The organism is Bradyrhizobium sp. USDA 4532, assembly GCF_024171315.1.
GTDB classification, from domain to species: domain Bacteria; phylum Pseudomonadota; class Alphaproteobacteria; order Rhizobiales; family Xanthobacteraceae; genus Bradyrhizobium; species Bradyrhizobium australafricanum.
Genome location: NZ_JALJZN010000001.1, coordinates 1,745,614 through 1,765,823, shown reverse-complemented (window position 1 = coordinate 1,765,823; position 20,210 = coordinate 1,745,614). Strand labels below are relative to the sequence as shown.

The window sequence follows — 20,210 nt, the reverse complement described above, 5'->3', positions numbered from 1 at the left end:
ACTTGCAGGTGGTGCTAGTTGCCGCCGCCGAAGCGGCGCGACCACCAGCCCTTGCGGGCCGGAGCCTCGGCCGCAGCGGCCGGTGCCGGCTCCGGAGCAGCCGCGGTCGGCTCAGGGGCAGCTTCCTCCGGCGGGCTTTGAACCAGCGCCGCTGATGCCTCGGGCTGAGGGGGCGATGCGAAGTTGACCTTTTCGCGCACCGTCGAGCGGCGACGCTGCGCGCGGTCACCTTCGGCAGTGTCCTCGGCGGCAGACGCCGCGGGGGTTTCGGGCTCGGGTGCCGCGACCGGCTCGACAGGCGCGACCTCGGTCGGCTGCCACTCCGGCGGCTCGGCGACCAGTTCGGGCTGCGCCAGCGAGGGAGCCGGCTCCATATCATGGCTATCGAAATCGGCGACTGCGTCGGAGGCCTCCGACGTCGCCGCCGGGCTCAACTCATCGGAGATCGATCCGGCGAGACCGTCATCCGGTCCGCCACTGCCGCGCCGGCGCCGGCCGCCACGGCGTCCGCGGCGCCGCGGACGGCGATCGCCATTGCCGGCCTGGTCGTCGCGGGCAGCGCTCTGCTGCTCGTCGCCTTCGTCCTCATCACCTTCGGCATCGGCGGCGGCAACCGCCTCGGTGCCTTCGGGCAGGACATGCATGAGATCGCCGTCCTCGCGCGGCTGCTGGGCGCCTTCACGCGCCTCGCTGCCGCCACCGCGGCCGCGGCGCCGGCGGCGCCGCTTGCGGCGCTGACCGTCGCCTTCGCCCTCGGCGGAGCCCGATTCATCGCCGGCCGCCCGCTCGTCGGCGAGGCCCTCGGTCTCGTCGGTTTCGAGCTCGGCCTCGTATTCGAACAGTTCTTCCTCGTCATCGGCCTCTTCGGCCTGGGCCGGCGCAGCGGCAGCCTGCGCAGCGAGCAGCGCCTTGGCGGCTTCGAGCGTATGCACCTGCTCGCCGCGGTCGATGATGTAGGACTGCTGGCCATGCACCGTGGCGTCCGCGACGATCGACAGCGAAACCCGGAAGGAGTCTTCGAGGTCGCGCAGATGGCCGCGCTTGTGGTTGAGCACGTAGAGCGCGACGTCGGTGCGGGTGCGGACTACCAGATTGTGGGTCGCGCCCTTCATCAGGATTTCCTCGATGCCGCGCAACAGCTGCAGCGCCACCGACGAGACCGAACGGACGTGACCGCTTCCGCCGCATTGCGGGCAGGGCTCCGTCGAGCTTTCGAGCACGCTGGCGCGGATGCGCTGGCGCGACATTTCCAAGAGGCCGAAATGCGAGATGCGGCCGACCTGGATCCGCGCACGGTCCTGGCGCAGGCAGTCGGACAGCTTGCGCTCGACCGCGCGGTTGTTGCGCTTCTCGTCCATGTCGATGAAGTCGATGACGATCAGGCCGGCGAGGTCACGCAGGCGCAATTGGCGCGCGACTTCTTCCGCCGCTTCCAGATTGGTCTTGAGCGCGGTGTCCTCGATATGGTGCTCGCGCGTGGCGCGGCCGGAGTTGACGTCGATCGAGACCAGCGCCTCGGTCTGGTTGATCACGATGTAGCCGCCGGAGCGCAATTGCACGGTCGGCGAGAACATTGCGTCGAGCTGGCTTTCGACGCCCATGCGCGAGAACAGCGGCTGACCGTCGCGATACTGCTTCACCGCGCGCACATTGGCCGGCATCAGCATCTTCATGAAGTCGCGCGCTTCACGGTAGCCGGCTTCGCCGGCCACCTGGATCTCGTCGATCTCCTTGTTGTAGAGGTCGCGGAGCGAGCGCTTGATCAGCGAACCTTCCTCGTAGACCAGCGTCGGCGCCTGCGACTTCAGCGTCAGGTCGCGCACCGTTTCCCACATCCGGATCAGATATTCGAAGTCGCGCTTGATCTCCGGCTTGCTGCGGGAGGCGCCGGCGGTGCGCAGGATGATCCCCATGCCCTCGGGCACGTCGAGATCCTGCACCACTTCCTTCAGCCGCGAACGGTCCTGGGCGGAGGTGATCTTGCGGCTGATGCCGCCGCCGCGCGCGGTGTTGGGCATCAGCACGGCGTAGCGGCCGGCGAGCGACAGATAGGTGGTCAGCGCGGCGCCCTTGTTGCCGCGCTCTTCCTTGACGACCTGCACCAGCATCACCTGCCGGCGCTTGATCACTTCCTGGATCTTGTACTGGCGGCGCGGGCGGAACGGGCGCTCCGGAACCTCCTCGAGCACGTCGTCGCCGCCGACCGACTCGACGACGTCCTCTTCCTCGCTTTCCTCGCCCTCATCCTCTTCGTCATCTTCGCCGGCCTCGTCGCCAGGCCCGGTCTCGGGCGCGACCACCTCGGCGAGCGCGCCATATTCGGCGACCGCGTGCTCATCGGCGTGAACCTCGTCGGAAGCCACATGCGGCGCGTCGTCGGCATGCGCGGCGTTTTCCTCGATCTGCTCCTCATGGGCGCGCTCGGGCTCATGATTGACCTCGACCGTCTCGACGGTCTCGGGCGCGGCCGACGCGGCGGAGGCTTCGACCACCGCAACGACGGGGTCGGAGGGGGCGTCGGCAACCGCCGCCTCGCTCACCTCGGGGGCGTGGTCGTGATCATGGGCATGATCGTGGTCGTGATGGTCGTCGTGACCATGATCGTGGTCGCCATGATCGTCGTGGTCATGATCATGGTGATGCTCATGGTCCTCGTGATGCGCATGATCATGCGCCTCATGCTCGTGGCCTTCGTGGGCGACCACGCCGTGATCGTGGTGCCCGGCATCATGTTCATGATGCTCGGCATCGACGGGATGTTCGTGGGCCTCGATGGTGGGCAGCGCCTGGGTGTCGTTCGCGCCCTCGATCACCTCGCTCTGGACGCGCTCGCCATGGCCGCGGCGACGGGCATTGCGATGGCGCGACCGGCGGCGATGGCCGCGGTTCTCGTGCTCTTCCTCGGCCTCGCGATGGGCGCGCTCGTCGGCCTCGATCAGCGCCTGACGGTCGGCGACCGGGATCTGGTAATAGTCGGGATGGATTTCGCTGAAGGCCAGGAAGCCATGCCGGTTGCCGCCATACTCGATGAAGGCGGCCTGCAGCGACGGCTCTACGCGCGTAACCTTGGCGAGATAAATGTTGCCGCGCAGCTGTTTGCGCTGGGCGGTCTCGAAATCAAACTCTTCGACGCGATTGCCACGGACCACAACGACCCGGGTCTCTTCCGGGTGGGTGGCATCGATCAACATCTTGTTGGGCATTTTGGAGCTCTTGACGGCGGCGGGCGCGGATCATGGCGCGCGCAAACTGCGCCGCCCGGTGACGCGACGGTCCACCTGATTCGGGGGTGAGGGGAAGGCCGAAACGCATCTCGCGGCGCAGCGCCGGACGGGAACTCACCGGGATGATGCGACGGGCGAAGTTTTCACCTCGCGTCAGCGCGATCATTCGGGGGATCCTGGTCGGCAATGCAGTCTGGCGCATTAAGCGTCGGCCCGTCTAAACATGTTGGCGGCGAAAAATACCGCCGTATCTTTTGCTGAAAGCCCCGTCTGGCGCCGAAGCGCCTGCCGGCCATCGCATATCGAGGCCCCAAGGGACCGGATAATCGGTTATGCCGTGTCTCAAACCGTCCCTCTGGCGAGGGAGTGTGCCTGGGACCGGACGCCGCTCGGGCTTGAATCCGCCACTCCGTGTCAGCCGCGCGCGGCGCTGGCTGGGGAGGGACCGGAAAAACACGGCGGGATCTTCGATCAGGAAGGTTCCACCGCTGCACCGGGAGGCTGAACGCGACACAACCGGGAGTACTAGCCGTCAGCACCTCGTACATACGTGGATTGACCGCCGCGTGCAAGGGAAGCGTCACGCCGCCGCAACACTCGGTTCTTTTCGCCGGAGCGTCATTAGGGGGCGATTAACCGTGTGGTTCTAATGCGGTAAGAAGCAGCTGGGAGGCTACGAATCGGGTGGCGAACCGCGCAAAACACCTTGTTTTTCTGGGATGCGGGCTGTTGTGCGCCGCAGCATCGGTGTTTGCCATTGCCGGCGCCCCGAGCGCCGCAGAGGGACCGCAGAACGGCCCGCCGGCACCGGCCGCGAGCGCCCCAAATTTCCCGGTCGCATCCGGCGCCAGGCTCGCCGGCGACGCCAAGCAGACCCGATTCATCCTCGACCTCGACCGCAAGATCGAATTTCGCGCCTTCCCGCTGGCTGACCCCTACCGCGTCGTGGTTGATATCCCGCAGGTCGATTTTCAGCTCGCGGCCGGCACCGGCTCGGCGGGGCGGGGCCTGGTGAAGGCGTTCCGCTATGGCCTCGTGATGCCCGGCGGCTCGCGGATCGTGTTCGACCTGACCGGACCGGTGAAGATCGCGAATTCCTACGTACTCGACGCCGCCAACGGCCAGCCGCCGCGGCTGGTGCTGGACTTCGAGGAGGTCGACCGCACCAGCTTCGTGCAGTCGCTGGCGCCCGCGAGCCGGCCCGAATCGAAACCGGCGATTTCCGAATTCACCACCGCCACCATTCCGGCCGTCACCTCGGCGGCGCTGCCGCCGGTCGCGGTCACCGACGCGCGCCCGCTGATCGTGATCGATCCCGGTCACGGCGGCATCGACAACGGCACGCAATCCGGCGACCAGACCGAGAAGAACCTGGTGCTCGGCTTTGGCCTTGCCCTGCGCGACCGGATCGAGAAGTCGGGCAAGTATCGGGTGGTCATGACGCGGTCCGACGACACCTTCATCCCGCTCAACGATCGGGTGAAGATCGCGCGCTCCCAGTCCGCGGCGCTGTTCGTCTCGATCCACGCCGACGCCCTGCCGCGCCGCGAGGGCGATGCCCAGGGCGCCACGATCTACACGGTGTCGGACAAGGCCTCCGACGCCGAGGCCGAACGGCTGGCGGAGGCGGAAAACAAGGCCGACGCCATCGGCGGGGTGAACCTGACCGACGAACCGACCGAGGTCGCCGACATCCTGATCGACCTCGCGCAGCGTGAAACCAAGACGTTTTCCAATCGCTTCGCCCGTCTTCTGATGGACGAGATGAAGACCACGGTGCGGATGCACAAGCATCCGCTCAAATCGGCCGGCTTCCGGGTGCTGAAGGCGCCCGACGTGCCGTCCGTGCTGGTCGAGATCGGCTACGTCTCCAACAAGGGGGACCTCGAGCACCTGGTCTCGGAGAGCTGGCGGAACAAGGCGGTCGGCTCGATGGTGCAGGCGATCGACACGTTCTTCGCCAAACGGCTGGCAACTGCCGGGTCGGCAAAGTGAAATCGGCTCGCTGAAAAGCCGGGGCCGTTGCGCCGAAGCCCTAGTTTGGCCACAGCCGCGACGGTATAGACAATGGACCGCAGGTCCGCAGAATCGACCATATTGTCCGGCGGCTCTTGTATACTCGCGTGCGCAAGGTGGCTCGCTGGGCCGAAGCTTCGTTGTGTGAGGCTTTCGCACTTTTGGACAGGCGCTTCTGACGACTGAGCGCCGGAGGGTAGGAACGGAACGTCGATAATGCGCCTGCTCGTGCGGTTTATGGGTTTCTTGTTCGCCGCCGGAACCGTCGTGTTCCTGGTCGGTGTCGCCGCCGTCGCTGGCGCCATCTGGCATTTCTCCAAGGATCTGCCCGACTACTCGCAGCTGCAGGACTATGAGCCGCCGGTGATGACCCGCGTGCATGCCGCCGACGGCGCGCTGCTTGGCGAATACTCCAAGGAGCGCCGGCTCTATCTGCCGATCCAGGCGGTGCCGAAGCTCGTGATCAACGCCTTCCTCGCCGCCGAAGACAAGAACTTCTACGAGCACGGCGGCATCGACTATCAGGGCATGGCGCGCGCCGCGATCCTTTATGCGCAGAACTACGGCTCGAACCGTCGCCCGCAGGGCGCCTCGACCATCACCCAGCAGGTCGCGAAGAACTTCCTGCTCACCAACGAGGTCTCGTTCAGCCGCAAGATCAAGGAAGCCTTGCTGGCGATGCGCATCGAGCGCGCCTATTCCAAGGACCGCATCCTCGAGCTCTATCTGAACGAAATCTATCTCGGCCTCGGTGCCTACGGCATCGCGGCGGCGTCGCTGGTCTATTTCGACAAGTCGGTCAACGAGCTGACGATCGCGGAGGCGTCCTATCTCGCCGCGCTGCCGAAAGCGCCGGCGGCGCTGCATCCGGTGCGCAACCGCGACCGCGCGATCGAGCGCCGCAATTATGTGATCGATCGTCTGCTGGAGAACGGCTGGATCAAGCAGGCCGACGCCGACAAGGCGCGCAAGGACCCGCTCAACGTCACCAGCCGCTCGAACGGCGCGCATATCTTCGCCGGCGAATATTTCGCCGAGGAGGTCCGCCGCGACATCTTCGAGCGCTACGGCGAAAAGAAGCTCTACGAGGGTGGTCTGTCGGTGCGCACCACGCTCGATCCCAAGATCCAGGTGATGGCGCGCAAGACCATGGTCGCGGGGCTCGTCAATTACGACGAGGCGCAGGGTTGGCGCGGGGCGCTGCACAAGCTCGACATTTCCGGTGACTGGGGCGTCAAGCTTGCCGACGTGAAGTCGCTCTCCGACATCTCGCCGTGGCGGATGGCTGTCGTGCTCGAGACCAGCGATCAGTCGGCGCGGATCGGCTTCCAGCCGGGCCGCGAGCTCGGCGGCGCGGTCAGCAAGGAGCGGCAGACCGGCATCATCACGATGGACGGCGTGCGCTGGGCCAAGACCAAGGGCAAGGCGCCGAGCGCCGTTTCGCAGGTGCTGCAGCCGGGCGACGTGATCTACGCCGATCCGCTGGTGACCAAGGACGGCAACGCGGTCGAAGGCCAGTATCGCCTGCGGCAATTGCCTGAAGTGTCCGGCGCCATGGTGGCGATGGATCCGTGGACCGGCCGCGTGCTCGCGATGGTCGGCGGCTTCTCGTTCGACCAGAGCCAGTTCAACCGCGCGACGCAAGCCTACCGGCAGCCGGGTTCGTCGTTCAAGCCGATCGTGTACTCGTCGGCGCTGGACAATGGCTATACGCCGTCGACCACCGTGATCGACGCGCCGATCGAGATCGATCAGGGGCAGGGCGCCGGCGTGTGGCGTCCGGAAAACTATTCGACCGGCAAGTATTACGGCCCAACCACGCTGCGCAACGCGCTGCAGCGCTCGCTCAACACCGTGACGGTGCGGCTCGCGCAGGACATCGGCATGCCGCTGGTCGGCGAATACGCCAAGCGCTTTGGCGTCTATGACGAATTGCCGAACTATCTGTCGTATGCGCTGGGTGCCGGCGAGACGACCGTGATGCGCATGGTCACGGCCTATTCGATGTTCGCCAATGGCGGCCGCCGGGTGAAGCCGACGCTGATCGATCGCATCCAGGATCGCTACGGGCATACCATTTTCAAGCACGACACCCGCGAATGCCGCGGCTGCGACGCGCCCGGGGGCTGGAAGAGCCAGCCGGAGCCGCAGCTGGTCGACCGCCGCGAGCAGGTGCTCGACCCGATGACCGCCTACCAGATCACCGAGATGATGGAAGGTGTGGTCCAGCGCGGCACCGCGACCGTCGTGAAGGAGGTCGGCAAGCCGATCGCCGGCAAGACCGGCACCACCAACGACGAGAAGGACGTCTGGTTCGTCGGCTTCTCGCCGGATCTCGCAGTCGGCGTTTACATGGGCTACGACAAGCCGCGCAATCTCGGCCGCGCCGCCACCGGCGGCCACGTCGCAGCGCCGATCGCCCGCGACTTCCTCAAGCTTGCGCTCGCCGACAAGCCGCCGACGCCGTTCAAGGTTCCGGCCGGCATCAAGCTGATCCGCGTCGACGCCAAGACCGGCATGCGCGCCGGTCCCGGCGACGGCGGCAACACCATCCTCGAAGCCTTCAAGCCGGGCACCGCGCCGCCGGAGAACTATTCGGTCATCGGCGTCGCCGATGCCGATGGGCGCGGCCCTGCGCCTGGCCCGCAGCCGTCGCAGAATGGGGCGCAGCCGGATGGCGGCTTCTTCATGCGTCCGGGAACCGGGGGGCTTTACTAGCGGCCTGTCCGGCCAAATCGCCGGGATAGTGCGGCCAAGTCGATTGCGCTTTGCCGCGCCGGTCGCTACATCCCCCGGAACCTTTTTAGCCAACACCTGAAAGACCATGCGCGCGGAAATCGAACGCCTTGTTGAAGAGATCAAGCAGTCAGTCGGGCTGCTGAGGAGGCATCTTTGACGTCGAACAATCGACGGCACGCCTCGCTGAGCTGAACAAGCTCGCAGAAGACCCCAATCTCTGGAACGATCCCCAGAAGGCCCAGCGGCTGATGCAGGAGCGTACCTCACTGGAGGACGCGCTCTCAGGCATCGGCAAGGTCGAGCGCGAGCTCGAGGACAATATCGGCATGATCGAGCTCGGCGAGGCCGAGAACGATGAGGGCGTGGTCGCCGAGGCCGAGAAGGCGCTCAAGGATCTCAAGAAGGAGGTCGCCCGGCGCGAGCTGGAGGCGCTGCTGTCGGGCGAGGCCGACAAGTTCGATTCCTATCTCGAAGTCCATGCCGGCGCCGGCGGCACCGAGAGCCAGGACTGGGCGCAGATGCTGCTGCGCATGTACACGCGCTGGGCGGAGAAGCACGGCTTCAAGATCGAGTTCCTCGAAGAATCCCAGGGTGAAGAGGCCGGCATCAAGTCCGCCACCATCCAGATCAGCGGCCACAACGCCTACGGCTGGCTGAAGACCGAGGCCGGCGTGCATCGCCTGGTGCGCATCTCGCCGTTCGATTCCAACGCGCGGCGGCACACCTCGTTCTCGTCGGTGCAGATCTTCCCGGTGATCGACGACTCCATCAAGATCGAGATCAAGGAGTCCGATGTTCGCACCGACACCATGCGGTCGGGCGGCGCTGGCGGCCAGCACGTCAACAAGACCGAGTCGGCGGTGCGCCTGACGCACATCCCGACCGGCATCGCGGTGGTCTGCCAGGCCGGCCGCTCCCAGCACAAGAACCGGGCGCAGGCCTGGGACATGCTGCGCGCGCGGCTCTACGAGATCGAGCTGAAGAAGCGCGAGGAGCAGGCTGCCGCCGATCAGGCCGCCAAGACCGACATCGGCTGGGGTCACCAGATCCGCTCCTATGTGTTGCAGCCCTATCAGATGGTGAAGGACCTGCGCACCGGTGTGCAGACCTCCGACACGTCGGGGGTGCTCGATGGCGACCTCGATGAATTCATGGCGGCGACCTTGGCGCAGCGTGCCTTCGGCACCGGGCCCGGCTCCGTTGAGGATGTGGATTAGCCCATGCCGCGCGTCGCTTTCATCGGATTGGGACGCATGGGCCACGGCATGGCCGGCCGTTACCTCGATGCCGGCTTCACGGTCGCCGTGTGGAACCGCAGCAAGGCCAAGGCCGCGGACCTGATCGCTCGCGGCGCGCTGTGGGCGACCTCGCCGGAGGATGCCGCAATCGACGCCGATGCTGTCGTGACCATGGTCGCCGACGACGAAGCCTCGCGCGCGGTCTGGCTGACCAGGGACGGCGCCGCCGCCAACATGAAGGCCGGCACGCTCGCGATCGAATGCTCCACGGTCTCGTACCAGCACACGGTCGAGATGGCGCGCGAACTGCAGAGCCGTGGCTTGGTCTACATCGATTGCCCGGTCACCGGCCTGCCGGAGGCGGCGGCGGCCGGCAAGCTGACGCTGCTGGTGGGCGCTGATCCCGCCGATCTCGATCGGGCGCGGCCGTTCCTAGCGCCGATTGGCAGCACGATCCGCCATTTCGGCGCGGTTGGCACCGGCACTGTGTTCAAGTTGATCAACAACCTGATCGGCGCGGTGCAGATCGCAAGCCTCGCCGAGGGCGTGGCGATCGCCGAGCAGGCGGGCCTCGACATGCAATTGGTGGCCGAGGCGCTGGCGACCGGCGCGGTGGCGAGCCCGCAGGTGATCCGCCACTCCAAGCGGATGATCGACCGCAACTTCTCCGGCGCATCGTTCACCGCGGCGCTGCGCCACAAGGATGCCGACTACGCCGTGCGGCTCGCCGAGACCTTGCTGCCCGGCGTGCCCGTGAGCCGCGCCGCGCTCGCCGCCTACGACAAGGCGAAGGCCCATGCGCCCGACGCCGACGAGGGCCAGATGATCGAGATCGTGTCGCGGCCGAAATAGGCGGGCCGCCATTGTCGGAAATCGGGTGGGAATATTCGCGGCGCTGCCCTAGTCACCTGTCCGACTGCAGGTGAGTGCCCGACATGCCTTCCGCCGACAACTGGATCGATCGCCGCGACTGGGGGCTGCTTGTCCTGCTGTCGGTACTCTGGGGCGGCTCGTTCTTCTTCAACGGCGTGATCCTGCGCGAATTGCCGCCGCTGACCCTGGTGCTGTTGCGCGTCGTGCTCGGCACGATCATCCTGCTGCCGCTGCTGCGGGCCGCCGGAATCGAATTCCCGCGCAGCCTGTCCGGCTGGGCGCCGTTCGTTGCGATGGGGCTGTTCAACAATGTGCTGCCGTTCGCGCTGATCGTGTTCGGGCAGACCTATATTCCGAGCGGGCTGGCCTCGATCCTCAACGCGACGACGCCGCTGTTCGCGGTGGTCGTGATGGCGGCGGCCGGCGAGGAACGGTTGCAAGCGCGCCGCGTGGCGGGCGTTCTGGTCGGGCTGATCGGGGTTGCGATCCTGCATGGCGATGCGCTCGGCTTCGAGAGCCGGCAGGGCATCGGCATCCTGCTGTGCCTCGCGGGCGCCTTCAGCTACGGCATCGCGGCGCTGGTCGGACGGCGGCTGCCGCAGCGCGTGCCGCCCTTGGGCACCGCGACGTTCCAGATGATGGCCTCGGCGGTGCTGATGGCGCCCATCGCCGCCGTCGTCGATCGGCCGTGGCTGTTGCCGATGCCGCATCCCGCGACATGGCTCGCCGTGCTCGGGCTCGCGGCGCTGTCGACGGCGCTGGCCTATATCGTGTTCTTTCAGATCCTGCAGCGCTCCGGAGCGACCAATGTGATGCTGGTGACGCTGCTGATTCCGGTCACCGCGATGCTGCTCGGCTATCTCGTGCTCGGCGATCCGATCGCACTGCGCGAGGTGATCGGCGCGCTGGTGATCGCGAGCGCGCTGCTCTTGATCGACGGCCGCGTGCTGGTTTGGTTCAGCCGCGCGCCTGCTTCCACGCCGCATACCATCCGCTGAAGCGGCCGCTGTCGCGCTCGCCGCCGTGCCAGGCGGCGTAGGCGGTGCCGTCGTCGGCGACCAACACCACGGCATCGAGCCCCTTGGAGCGGCGCAGCGTGTCCATCGCCTGCGCCGGCGTCTGCGCGATCGGACCTGCGACGTTGAACGAGGTGTTGACCGACATCTCGACGCCGATATGACGGCCGAGCGCCTTCAGATAGGCATAGGTGAGGGGATCGTCGGCCTCGCGCACGATCTGGATGCGGCCGGTGCCGTCGGCATGCACCACCGCCGGAATCTTCGCGCGCGCCTCGGGCTTCGAATGCGCCGTGAGCACCATGTAGTTATAGGCGTTGTAGTCAGCGTCGGAGGCGCCGTCTTCCAGCTCGAAATAATCGCGCGCAGCTTGCAGCGTCGCCATCGGCGCCAGCGGCCGGATCGCCTCGCGATACTTGACCCGCTCGTTGAGCCGCTCGCGCACCTCGGGATCGCAGGGATTGGCGAGGATCGAGCGATGGCCGAGCGCGCGCGGGCCGGTTTCGGCGGCGCCCTGATAGATCGCGATCACGCCGCCTTGCGCGACCATGGATGCCATCAGGTCGGCAACCGCATCGCGCCCTTCTGACGTCGCCACATTGCCGATCTCGGTCGAGGCGATGTCGTCGGCATGCAGCGCCGCGGTGATGCCGGCGTTCGAGGGTGGCAGGCCGCAATAGAATGCGTGCGACAGCGGCGCGCCGCGCGGCGCGCCCGCCATATGCGCGAACAGCCAGGCGGCGCCGATCGGCACGCCGGGATCGCCGGGCACCGGCGGCACCCACATATGCAGTCGCGTCTTGCGCTGCTGCGCCCGCTCGAACCACGCCTCGTCGAAATGCTCGAGCAGCCGCATGTTGCCGAGCGCGTTCAGCGCGACGCCCCCGGTCAGCACCAGGCGGTCGGTGCCGGTGGTGCGCAGGAGATGGTCGATGACATGGATCATCGCGTCCTCGAACACCAGTTGCGTCGCGGCTGCCTTATCAACGCGGTCCTTGGTGTCGGGGCGGTGATTGATGTCCTCGACGCGCAGCACGGCGTCGGGATTCCAGAGCTGGTCCGGGCGCAGCGGCGGGCCGAGAATGTCGATCAGCGGCTGACGATAGGGATTGTCGGCGGGATCGGCGTACCAATTGGCCATCGCGCGATTGAGCTGCACGCTGCCGTTGGGCCCGAGCTGCAGCACCGCCTTCAAGCGCTGATAATACGGATTGGTGGCGCGGTTCATGTCGCCCCAGGCGGCGGCGCCCATGTAGCGTCCCTCGCTGGACAGCCAAGTCCAGCCGCCCTGGCTGGATGAGATCACGGTGTAGAAAGCACCGAGCGAGTCGAACAGGCTCTCGTTGCAATAGAGCTGCTTCATCTCGCCGTTCTCGGCGACATAGAGCGAGATCGAGCCGACGTCGCCGGTACCGTCGAGCACCGCGATCGCGACACGCTCGCGCGCATCGGCGAATGGCGAGGCCGTGAACGAGTACCAGGCGTGATTGTCGTGATGCGGCATGCAGATCAGCGGCAATTGCTTGTCGAGCCCGTACATCCTGCCGAGCCGGTGCGACAGCCGCCGCACCTGATCCAGCTGGCGCAGATTGATCGCCGGTGCGATCGGGGCGCGCAGCAGTTTGAGGCTGGCCGGCGCTTCCTCGAGCGAGGTGCGGATCAGCATCGCCAGCAGCGCCGGATAGTCCCATGTCGTGACGAAGGCGGCGATATCGCCGATGTCGCGGCCCATCCGCTGCAACACCTTGCGCATGTCGTCGAGCGCGTGTTGCGGGAACTCGTTGGTGTGCTTGTTACCGGAGAAGCGCTCTTCCTCGTTGTTGACGATCAGGCGCGGTCCGTCCTTCTGGGTGATCTCGACCAGCGCGACGCCGGTATTGTGCGTGCCGGGGCAGGCGAGGCCTGCGATATAGACGGTCTCGCCGCGCTGCAGCTTTTCGCGGATCGAGGCGATCGTGCGCTGCGCGAACGCGCCATTGGCCTTGTGCAGGCCACGCTTCGCCAGCGCAGACTCGCTGAGGCGGCGCGTGATCTCATAGCCCGCGGCCGCAAGATGCGGATGCCGCGGACCGGTACGGATGTCCGGTTTACGCAATCAGAACGCCTCGACTCGTGATCCCCAGATCGCCTTCAATCATAAATAGCGCCAGGCAACAATGCCGTTTCGCCCAACGGAAAAACCCAGCGCTTGCCAGCACATGCGTCTCTTGCGAGACTTGCCGCCAAAACCAACGACAAAAATCGGGAGAAAACGATGCCGGCTCGTTTCGGATATATTGGCGCAATCGCGGCGTTCGCAAGTGCGGCACTGATCGCGACCTCGGCCACCGCGCAGAAGAAATACGATCCCGGCGCGAGTGATGGCGAAATCAAGATCGGCAACATCATGCCATACAGCGGCCCGGCGTCGTCCTATGGGGTGATCGGCAAGACCGAGGCCGCGTTCTTCAAGATGACCAACGAGCAGGGTGGCATCAACGGCCGCAAGATCAACTTTATCAGCTACGACGACGCCTATTCGCCTCCGAAGGCGATCGAGCAGGCGCGCAAGCTGGTCGAGAGCGACGAGGTGCTGCTGATCTTCCAGCCGCTCGGCACGCCGTCCAATTCGGCAATCATGAAATACATGAATGCCAAGAAGGTGCCGCAATTGTTCGTCGCCTCCGGCGGCACCAAGTTCGGTGATCCCAAGAACTTTCCCTGGACGATGGGCTTCCAGCCCAACTACCAGAGCGAGGGCCGCATCTACGCAAAGTACATTCGCGACAAATTCCCCGACAGCAAGATCGCGGTGTTCTGGCAGAATGACGATGCCGGCAAGGATCAGTTCAAGGGCCTGAAGGACGGGCTCGGCGACAAGGTCGGCATGATCATCGCCGACAAGTCCTACGAGGTCTCCGATCCCTCGATCGATTCGCAGATCGTCGCGCTGCACGATTCCGGCGCCGACATCTTCTTCTCCTGGGCGGCGCCGAAGGGCTCGGCGCAGGCGATCCGGAAAGTGGGCGAGCTCGGCTGGAAGCCGAAATTCTTCCTCGCCAACACCGCGACCTCGGTCGCCTCGGTGCTGAAACCGGCCGGCCTCGAGTTCTCCAAGGGCATCATCTCGACCGCCTACCTGAAGGACCCGACCGATCCGACCTGGGACAAGGATCCGGCGGTGCAAAGCTGGCGCGCCTTCATGGACAAGTATTATCCCGACGGCGACAAGGCCAATGCCAACAACCTCTATGGCTATGTCCAGGCCGAGGCGATGATGCAGGTGCTGAAGCAATGCGGCGACAATCTCACGCGCGAGAACGTGATGAAGCAGGCCGCCAACCTGAAGAACTTCCACTCCGACCTGATGCTGCCGGGCGTCATGGTCAACACCTCTCCCGACGACTACTTCCCGATCGAGCAGATGCAGCTGATGCGCTTCAACGGCGATGCGTGGGAGCTGTTCGGTGACGTCATCACCGGTGAGGTCGGGCACGAAGCGTCGCGGTAGGCGGGGAGTGATGAAGCCGATGCTCGCTCGGCAAACACCACCGTCGTCCCGGCGTAGGCCGGGACCCATAACCACAGGATTGGGTTGGTGAGGAAGCTGTGGCCCTAGCGTCGCGCAACAATCGTCTTCGGTGGTAATGGGTCCCGGCCTACGCCGGGACGACGCTGAATTTGTTGCGCCACCGGTGAGGCACACACGGCGCGAGCAGATGCAGCTCCGGATTATACAAGCCGCTTCAACCCGCCTGCCGCGGCATTGTCCGCCAAAATCCTTTCCGGCCGGCGGGCGCGGAGCGCCATGCCGCCGGCGACGCCGACGCCGATCACGTACATCCAGCCCTCGTGAAAATCGGACAGATGCGAATTGAGCAGCGAGCTTGTGATGTTCTACACGACCACAGCGAGTCCGATCCAGCTCACGAGATCGCGGCCGGCGAACAGCCTGACGTGGCTGATCCACATCGCGTAGAGCAGCAGGATGCCGATCAGCCCCCACTGGACCCCCGCATTAAGGGTCTGGTTGTGCGGGTTGTTGATCAGCTCGGCCTCAAGGCCGGCTTGTCCGACGGCATCCTGCGTGAACATGCGCCTAATCGCGCCGGTGCCGTGCCCGAGCCACGGCGCCTCGCCGATGAACTTCACCGACTTCCGCCAATAGGTCAGGCGCTGCGCCGTGGAAGCGATGCCTGACGTATCGTGGGCCCGATACTCGATGCCGACGTCGGCGATGCGCTGGCGGAGGTAGGGAGACGTGGTCCAGACCACGAGGCTGGTGACCGCGACGCCGGCGAACAGCAGCCGCGTGGCGCGCCGCGACAGATGCAGCGACGCGAACAGGATCAACAGCACCGGCATGTAGCCCAGCGCGGCCCGCGCCGAGACGACATAAAGCATGTTGGCGACGAACAGCAGCATCAGCGCGATGGCGCCGGCAGCGAAGCGCCATTGCCGGGCCCGCAGCGTCGTCAATGCCGGCAGTGCCAGCGCGAACGCACAGAGCGCGAACTCCTGACTCTGGTCGAGGTAGTTCTTGACCGGCACGCCGTCGGATGCGGTGTGCGCGAGCTTGAGCTGCGGCAGCGCCAGCACGATCCAGGACAGGATCATCAGCACCGTGCAGGACACCAGGAAGGCCAGGAACACCCAGAGCCCGCGCTGCGAGCGCTGGAAGTAGCCGAGCAGGAACGGCAGCAGCAGCAGCTTGCCGAGCGGCTTGATGCCCTGCAGCCGCTCGGCCCAACTCGTCTCCGACCACGCCACACCGATCACGGCGAGTGCGACCAGCGCGATCGGCAACGCAAAGGAAGGCCGCGCGAGGTCGAGCACGAACTGCTCCCAGTCGATGGTCGGGATCACGGCGACAAGCCAGAGCAGCATGAAGACGGCGAGTGCCGTGGTCGACCAGGGTAGCGACGCCGTGGCCAGGGCGATCAGGGTATCGGTGGCGCGGACATAGGCGACTGAGGCGGACCAGGTGCGGACGCGATCGCGCCATCGTGCTGGCGGTTCGATTGCGAGACCAATGGCGTCGGAATCGGTGCTCATGACCGGTTACACGCCGTGCGCGGTTGCACCGTTGAAGGTCGCCATAGCGGCGGTGAGCGCCGCAGCAGCGGCCGCGACGTCCGGGGCAGCACGATGCGACAGCAGGTCGCGCGCCTGGGTGTGGTGGCCGAAGCGCTCGGCCAGCTCGGCCCGCCGCGCGCGGATCCGGTCGCGCCATTGCTCCTGCTGCGCCAGCACGCGTCGCACCGAGGCGCAGATCGAGTCGGTCGAGAACGGATCGAAATAGTCGGCAAGCTCGCCCGCGACCTCGCGGAACACGGCAATATCGGAGCACAGCACAGGAGTGTTGGCCGCGAATGCCTCGATGATCGGGACGCCAAAGCCTTCGGCGAGGCTCGGCATGATCAGGCCGTGCGCGTCCGCGATCAATGCCGCCTTCTCGTGCTCGTCGACATAGCCGGAGAAACGGACGTTCTTCGGCAGGTTGCGCGCCTGGTTGGCGCCACCGGCATAGCCGATCACGACGAGATCGGCCTCCGGCAACTTGCGGAAGGCGCGGATGACGGCGGCGAGGTTCTTGCGGGGCTCGTTTGAAACGATGACGACGAAGCTCGGCCGTGCCGGGACGGCGGTTGGCGCCGCCGCAAGCGGCGCTTCCGCGACGTCGAAACGGGTCCGCGGATAGACCACTCACACCGGAATGTGCGCATATTGCGGGAGCAGGGCGCGGAAGCGGTTCATGCTGTAGTTCGAGACGAAGGCGAGCTCGTCAGCCTGATTCACGCTGGTGTAAAGACGCGACAGGAACAGGCGTGTCGCGATGTCGTCCAGCTCGAGATCGGTGATCGGCAACAGGTCGTGCACGACGCAAATCACCTTTGCGCCCGGGCGGCGCTGGATCGCAACCCGGGTCGGAGTGTCGACGAGAATGACGTCGTAGTCGCGCGCATCGACCCGCGGCGGCGGCAACCGGGTCAGGGCCGAGGTGTCCTGATAGCTGTAGAAGCCGGGCTCGAGCAGGAAATCGCCGAACAATTCGAGATGGCGCAAGTCGGTCGGAATGTATTCGAGGCCCTCGGTCCGGTTCTCGATCAGCTTAACGCTGGTCGGCAGCAGATGAATCGAGCGCAGGAAGGCGATGATGAATTCGAGCGAGGTCGCCGCGTTGAGCTTGTGCTTGAACCAGTCGACGGTGCGGCGCAGGCCGCCCCGCATGATCGGCGAGTTCATGTCTGTTTCATCGAGGTAACGATAGAGCGCGAGCAGGTCGGTTTCGTCGAAGCGGCGCGGCGTTCCGGGCGCAACGCCCGGCAGGCGGGGATAGCCGCCCGCCATCACCGTCGACACGAACTCCTCAAACGGAACCTGGGCGATCCGGCAGGCTTCCGCGATCGCAAGGTCGAATCGGGCAGACGTCATGGAGCGGTCCGTGGCGATGGCGGCAGTGCCGGACTCCGTGACACCCGCTGGCGAGCGCGCGAACCTTGTCCGGAGATGATTTTGTTTCCCACAAGTGGGAAAATATCACACGTCAAGTGAGGTGGGATTGTGTCCCACGGCGCGGACGGCTAAAAGTTAGGCATGAATGCCAAGGCCCCGAAGTCGAAGGTGGGATCGTTCGCTCCGATCGCCGCAGCGAAGCTGCATGCGCCGCTGGCGCGGATGTTGCGCCCGCTGGTGCGGCTTTGCATCCGCGGCGGCATGACGTTTCCGGCGCTGACCCAGCTCCTGCGCGAGCTCTATGTCAACGTCGCCGAGCACGACTTCGCGCTCGAGGGCAAGGAGCAGACCGACAGCCGCGTCAGCCTGCTGACCGGCATCCACCGCAAGGAGGTGGCGCGGCTGCGCGGCGCCGGCGCGCCGGTCAATGCGGTGCCGGCGACGCTGTCGCGCACCAGCGCGATCATCGCGCGCTGGCTGGCCGGGCCCGAGTTCACCGATGCCAAGGGCGATCCGCTGCCGCTGCCGCGCACCGCGGACGGAGGCGCGCCGTCGTTCGAGACGCTGGTCGAATCGATCACCAAGGATGTGCGGCCGCGCGCCGTGCTGGACGAATGGCTCGACCGCAAGCTCGTCACCATCAATGACGACGACGAGATCATGCTGGTCGAGGAGGCCTTCGTGCCGCATGGCGACGACGACCGCAAATGGCACTATCTCGGCCGCAACCTGCATGATCACGTGGCGGCCGCCGAGATGAACGTGTCGTCGGCCGCGCCGCGCTTCCTCGAACGCGCGGTGCATTACGACGGCCTGTCGGCGAAGCTGGCGAAACGGCTCGAGGGCCGCTCGCGCGAGCTGGCGATGGAGGCGCTCAAGGTCGCCAACCGCGAGGCCAACCGCGCGCTCGCAAAAGACAAGGGCGGCGACTATCGCTTGAATTTCGGCATCTACATCTACCGCGAGGGGCCGGATGGTCCGGTCGATGACGATGCCGACGAAGGCGGTGCAGCGTGAAGCGCCCGCCGGTCATTTCGCGCCGCGCGCTGTTGGCAGCGTTCTGGCTTGCCGGAACGTCGCTCGCGGGCGCGCAGGTCAAGAAGCGCGGCAACGACCAGGGCAACGGCCCTGGCGGCGGCGGTGGTGGTCCGTTCGGGCCCGGCGGCGGATTCGGCGGTGGCGGACCGCCCGGCGGCATGGGCGGCGGCCGCCGCTGAAACCACAAACAAGATCGGCGCAAGCGAGACCGCTTGCGCCGATCTTCAGATCGATCATCGTGAGATTGAGCTAGCCGGCGCTGAGCCGGACGCCGGCGCGGAGGAATTTCTGCGGATCGACCGCTTCGCCGTCGATGCGGGTTTCATAGTGCAGATGCGGACCGGTGGAGCGGCCGGTCGAGCCGACGGCGCCGATCACCTGGCCGATCTTGACGTATTCACCGACCTTGACGCCGATCTCGGAGAGATGGCCGTAGCGGGTCGAGAGCCCGTTGCCGTGATCGACCTCGACCATGCGGCCATAGCCGCCGGCCCAGCCCGCCGACACCACCTTGCCGTTGGCGGTGACACGCACCGGATCGCCTTGCGCGGCGCGGAAGTCGAGGCCGGTATGCATTGCCGGCCGGCCGAGGAAGGGGTCGGAGCGCACGCCGAAGCCGCTGGTGAATTCGACTTCACCGACCACCGGCTTGCGGTAAGGCACCAGCGCCAGCGTCTGGTTCAGTCGCTGCATCTGTGCCCGGTTGATGTTGATGCGATAGAGCTGGCGTTCGAACGCGCCGGCGTCGGCAGAGAGTTTCACAGGGACAAAGGGCCCGCCCATGCCGGAGCGCGGCGTCGCCGCCTCGAGCTGCGCCATGTTGAGGCCGAGATCGGAGATCACGCCGCGCATCCGGCGCACCCTGGAATCGATGCTGTCCTCGACCGAGGCGAGCGCGGCAACCTGGCGCCGCTCGACCTGGTCAAGCGAGGTCTGCAGGCGGACCAGCACGTTGTCGACGCCCTGGGCCTTGGCGAACTGGTTCGGCTGCGTCTTGGCGATCAGTGGCGCGCGCGATTCCAGCCGTGCCTCGCGATCCGGCGGCGCCACGAAGATCACGGTGTCGCTGATCGGGGAGGGTTTCAGGGTGCCCGAGGACGGCGCCGCCTCGGCGCGGCCCTGCGGCTTGATCGATCCGGTGCTGGTGACGTCAGGCATCGCGCCGAGCGCGGTGGCGCGCGATTCCAGCGTCGACTGCCGCTTCATGATCTGGTCGAGCTTCTGGTCGAACTGCTCCTGGTCGAGCAGCTGGCGGCTGGTGGTGCGGTCGACCTTGGCGCGCAGCTCCGAGATGCGGTCCTCATAGGCGTATTGCATCTCGGCCTGGCGCGCGATCAGCCGGGTCAGCACGTCGTCGCGGAACGCGAAATAGGTCGCGGTCGCCGCCGACCACATGCCGAGCAGCACCACGGTGCCGACAATGATCCAGAACACCACCGGCCCGAACCGGACCTGCTTGCCGGCATGGACCAGTGTATAGCCCTCGCCGGAGGCCGCCACCGCCGCGGCGGCAGGTGCGGGGTGATGGGCTGCCGGACGGCGTACCGGCGTCCGGCCATGGTCCTGCGGATGATGGTGTTTGTGGTGTCCGGACCGGCTCGACATCGGTACTCCCGCGGCCGGTCGGACCA

At 66.3% G+C, this 20,210-nt stretch carries 15 protein-coding genes; 9 read left to right on the top strand and 6 right to left on the bottom strand.

Features of this window, described 5'->3' with window-relative positions; genetic code table 11:
* Positions 1-14: 14 nt before the first annotated feature.
* Positions 15-2,492 (bottom strand): Rne/Rng family ribonuclease, encoded by a 2,478-nt coding sequence (locus tag J2R76_RS08530; RefSeq protein WP_309143567.1) that lies wholly within the window; start codon positions 2,490-2,492, stop codon positions 15-17.
* A gap of 69 nt (positions 2,493-2,561) precedes the next feature.
* Here J2R76_RS08530 and J2R76_RS40780 point away from each other — a divergent pair, with 69 nt between their 5' ends.
* The 6 genes from J2R76_RS40780 (at position 2,562) to J2R76_RS08505 (ending at position 11,088) form a co-directional block, all read left to right on the top strand.
* On the top strand, positions 2,562-3,293 hold the full coding sequence (locus J2R76_RS40780; protein WP_199805339.1) for a hypothetical protein: 732 nt from the start codon (positions 2,562-2,564) through the stop codon (positions 3,291-3,293).
* 615 nt (positions 3,294-3,908) lie between these two features.
* Positions 3,909-5,219, top strand: a complete 1,311-nt coding sequence (locus J2R76_RS08525) for an N-acetylmuramoyl-L-alanine amidase (protein WP_253623915.1) — start codon at positions 3,909-3,911, stop codon at positions 5,217-5,219.
* Positions 5,220-5,456: 237 nt separating this feature from the next.
* Positions 5,457-7,958 carry a penicillin-binding protein 1A gene (locus J2R76_RS08520; RefSeq protein WP_028332239.1) on the top strand — a complete coding sequence of 834 codons (2,502 nt, stop codon included), beginning with the start codon at positions 5,457-5,459 and terminating at the stop codon, positions 7,956-7,958.
* Between the two features lie 106 nt (positions 7,959-8,064).
* Positions 8,065-9,196, top strand: a protein-coding gene (prfB, locus tag J2R76_RS08515; RefSeq protein ID WP_141342568.1) for a peptide chain release factor 2 whose coding sequence is annotated in 2 segments (ribosomal slippage) — positions 8,065-8,133 and positions 8,135-9,196 — 1,131 coding nt in all. Because the reading frame shifts where the segments join, the coding sequence is not laid out codon by codon here.
* A gap of 3 nt (positions 9,197-9,199) precedes the next feature.
* Positions 9,200-10,069, top strand: coding sequence for an NAD(P)-dependent oxidoreductase (locus J2R76_RS08510; RefSeq protein ID WP_057020005.1), 870 nt, complete (start codon positions 9,200-9,202; stop codon positions 10,067-10,069).
* Positions 10,070-10,152: 83 nt separating this feature from the next.
* Positions 10,153-11,088: a DMT family transporter gene (locus J2R76_RS08505; RefSeq protein ID WP_253623914.1), complete on the top strand. Its 936-nt coding sequence runs from the start codon at positions 10,153-10,155 to the stop codon at positions 11,086-11,088.
* Here J2R76_RS08505 and J2R76_RS08500 read toward each other — a convergent pair.
* Complete coding sequence (locus J2R76_RS08500) at positions 11,048-13,201, bottom strand: carbamoyltransferase C-terminal domain-containing protein (protein WP_253623913.1); 2,154 nt, start codon at positions 13,199-13,201, stop codon at positions 11,048-11,050. The two genes, J2R76_RS08505 and J2R76_RS08500, sit on opposite strands and share 41 nt — an antisense overlap.
* Before the next feature lie 159 nt (positions 13,202-13,360).
* Between J2R76_RS08500 and J2R76_RS08495 the strand changes: the two genes are divergently transcribed.
* Positions 13,361-14,596, top strand: coding sequence for an ABC transporter substrate-binding protein (locus J2R76_RS08495; protein WP_057020008.1), 1,236 nt, complete (start codon positions 13,361-13,363; stop codon positions 14,594-14,596).
* Positions 14,597-14,982: 386 nt separating this feature from the next.
* On the opposite strand, the gene J2R76_RS08490 is transcribed toward J2R76_RS08495, so the two are convergent.
* The 3 genes from J2R76_RS08490 to J2R76_RS08480 are packed head-to-tail and all read right to left on the bottom strand — an operon-like array spanning position 14,983 to position 17,520.
* A complete protein-coding gene (locus J2R76_RS08490; protein ID WP_253623912.1) occupies positions 14,983-16,140 on the bottom strand; it encodes an O-antigen ligase in 1,158 nt (385 codons plus the stop codon).
* Between the two features lie 6 nt (positions 16,141-16,146).
* On the bottom strand, positions 16,147-16,791 hold the full coding sequence (locus J2R76_RS08485) for a glycosyltransferase (RefSeq protein WP_245311743.1): 645 nt from the start codon (positions 16,789-16,791) through the stop codon (positions 16,147-16,149).
* Positions 16,792-17,520 carry a hypothetical protein gene (locus J2R76_RS08480; protein ID WP_253623911.1) on the bottom strand — a complete coding sequence of 243 codons (729 nt, stop codon included), beginning with the start codon at positions 17,518-17,520 and terminating at the stop codon, positions 16,792-16,794. It abuts the gene before it with no gap.
* A gap of 162 nt (positions 17,521-17,682) precedes the next feature.
* Between J2R76_RS08480 and J2R76_RS08475 the strand changes: the two genes are divergently transcribed.
* On the top strand, positions 17,683-18,558 hold the full coding sequence (locus J2R76_RS08475; RefSeq protein WP_057020009.1) for a DUF6502 family protein: 876 nt from the start codon (positions 17,683-17,685) through the stop codon (positions 18,556-18,558).
* Positions 18,555-18,758, top strand: coding sequence for a hypothetical protein (locus J2R76_RS08470; protein WP_076832286.1), 204 nt, complete (start codon positions 18,555-18,557; stop codon positions 18,756-18,758). The genes J2R76_RS08475 and J2R76_RS08470 overlap by 4 nt, the downstream gene beginning before the upstream one ends.
* A gap of 70 nt (positions 18,759-18,828) precedes the next feature.
* Here J2R76_RS08470 and J2R76_RS08465 read toward each other — a convergent pair whose 3' ends face one another.
* Complete coding sequence (locus J2R76_RS08465; protein ID WP_057020011.1) at positions 18,829-20,184, bottom strand: M23 family metallopeptidase; 1,356 nt, start codon at positions 20,182-20,184, stop codon at positions 18,829-18,831.
* Positions 20,185-20,210 lie beyond the last annotated feature (26 nt).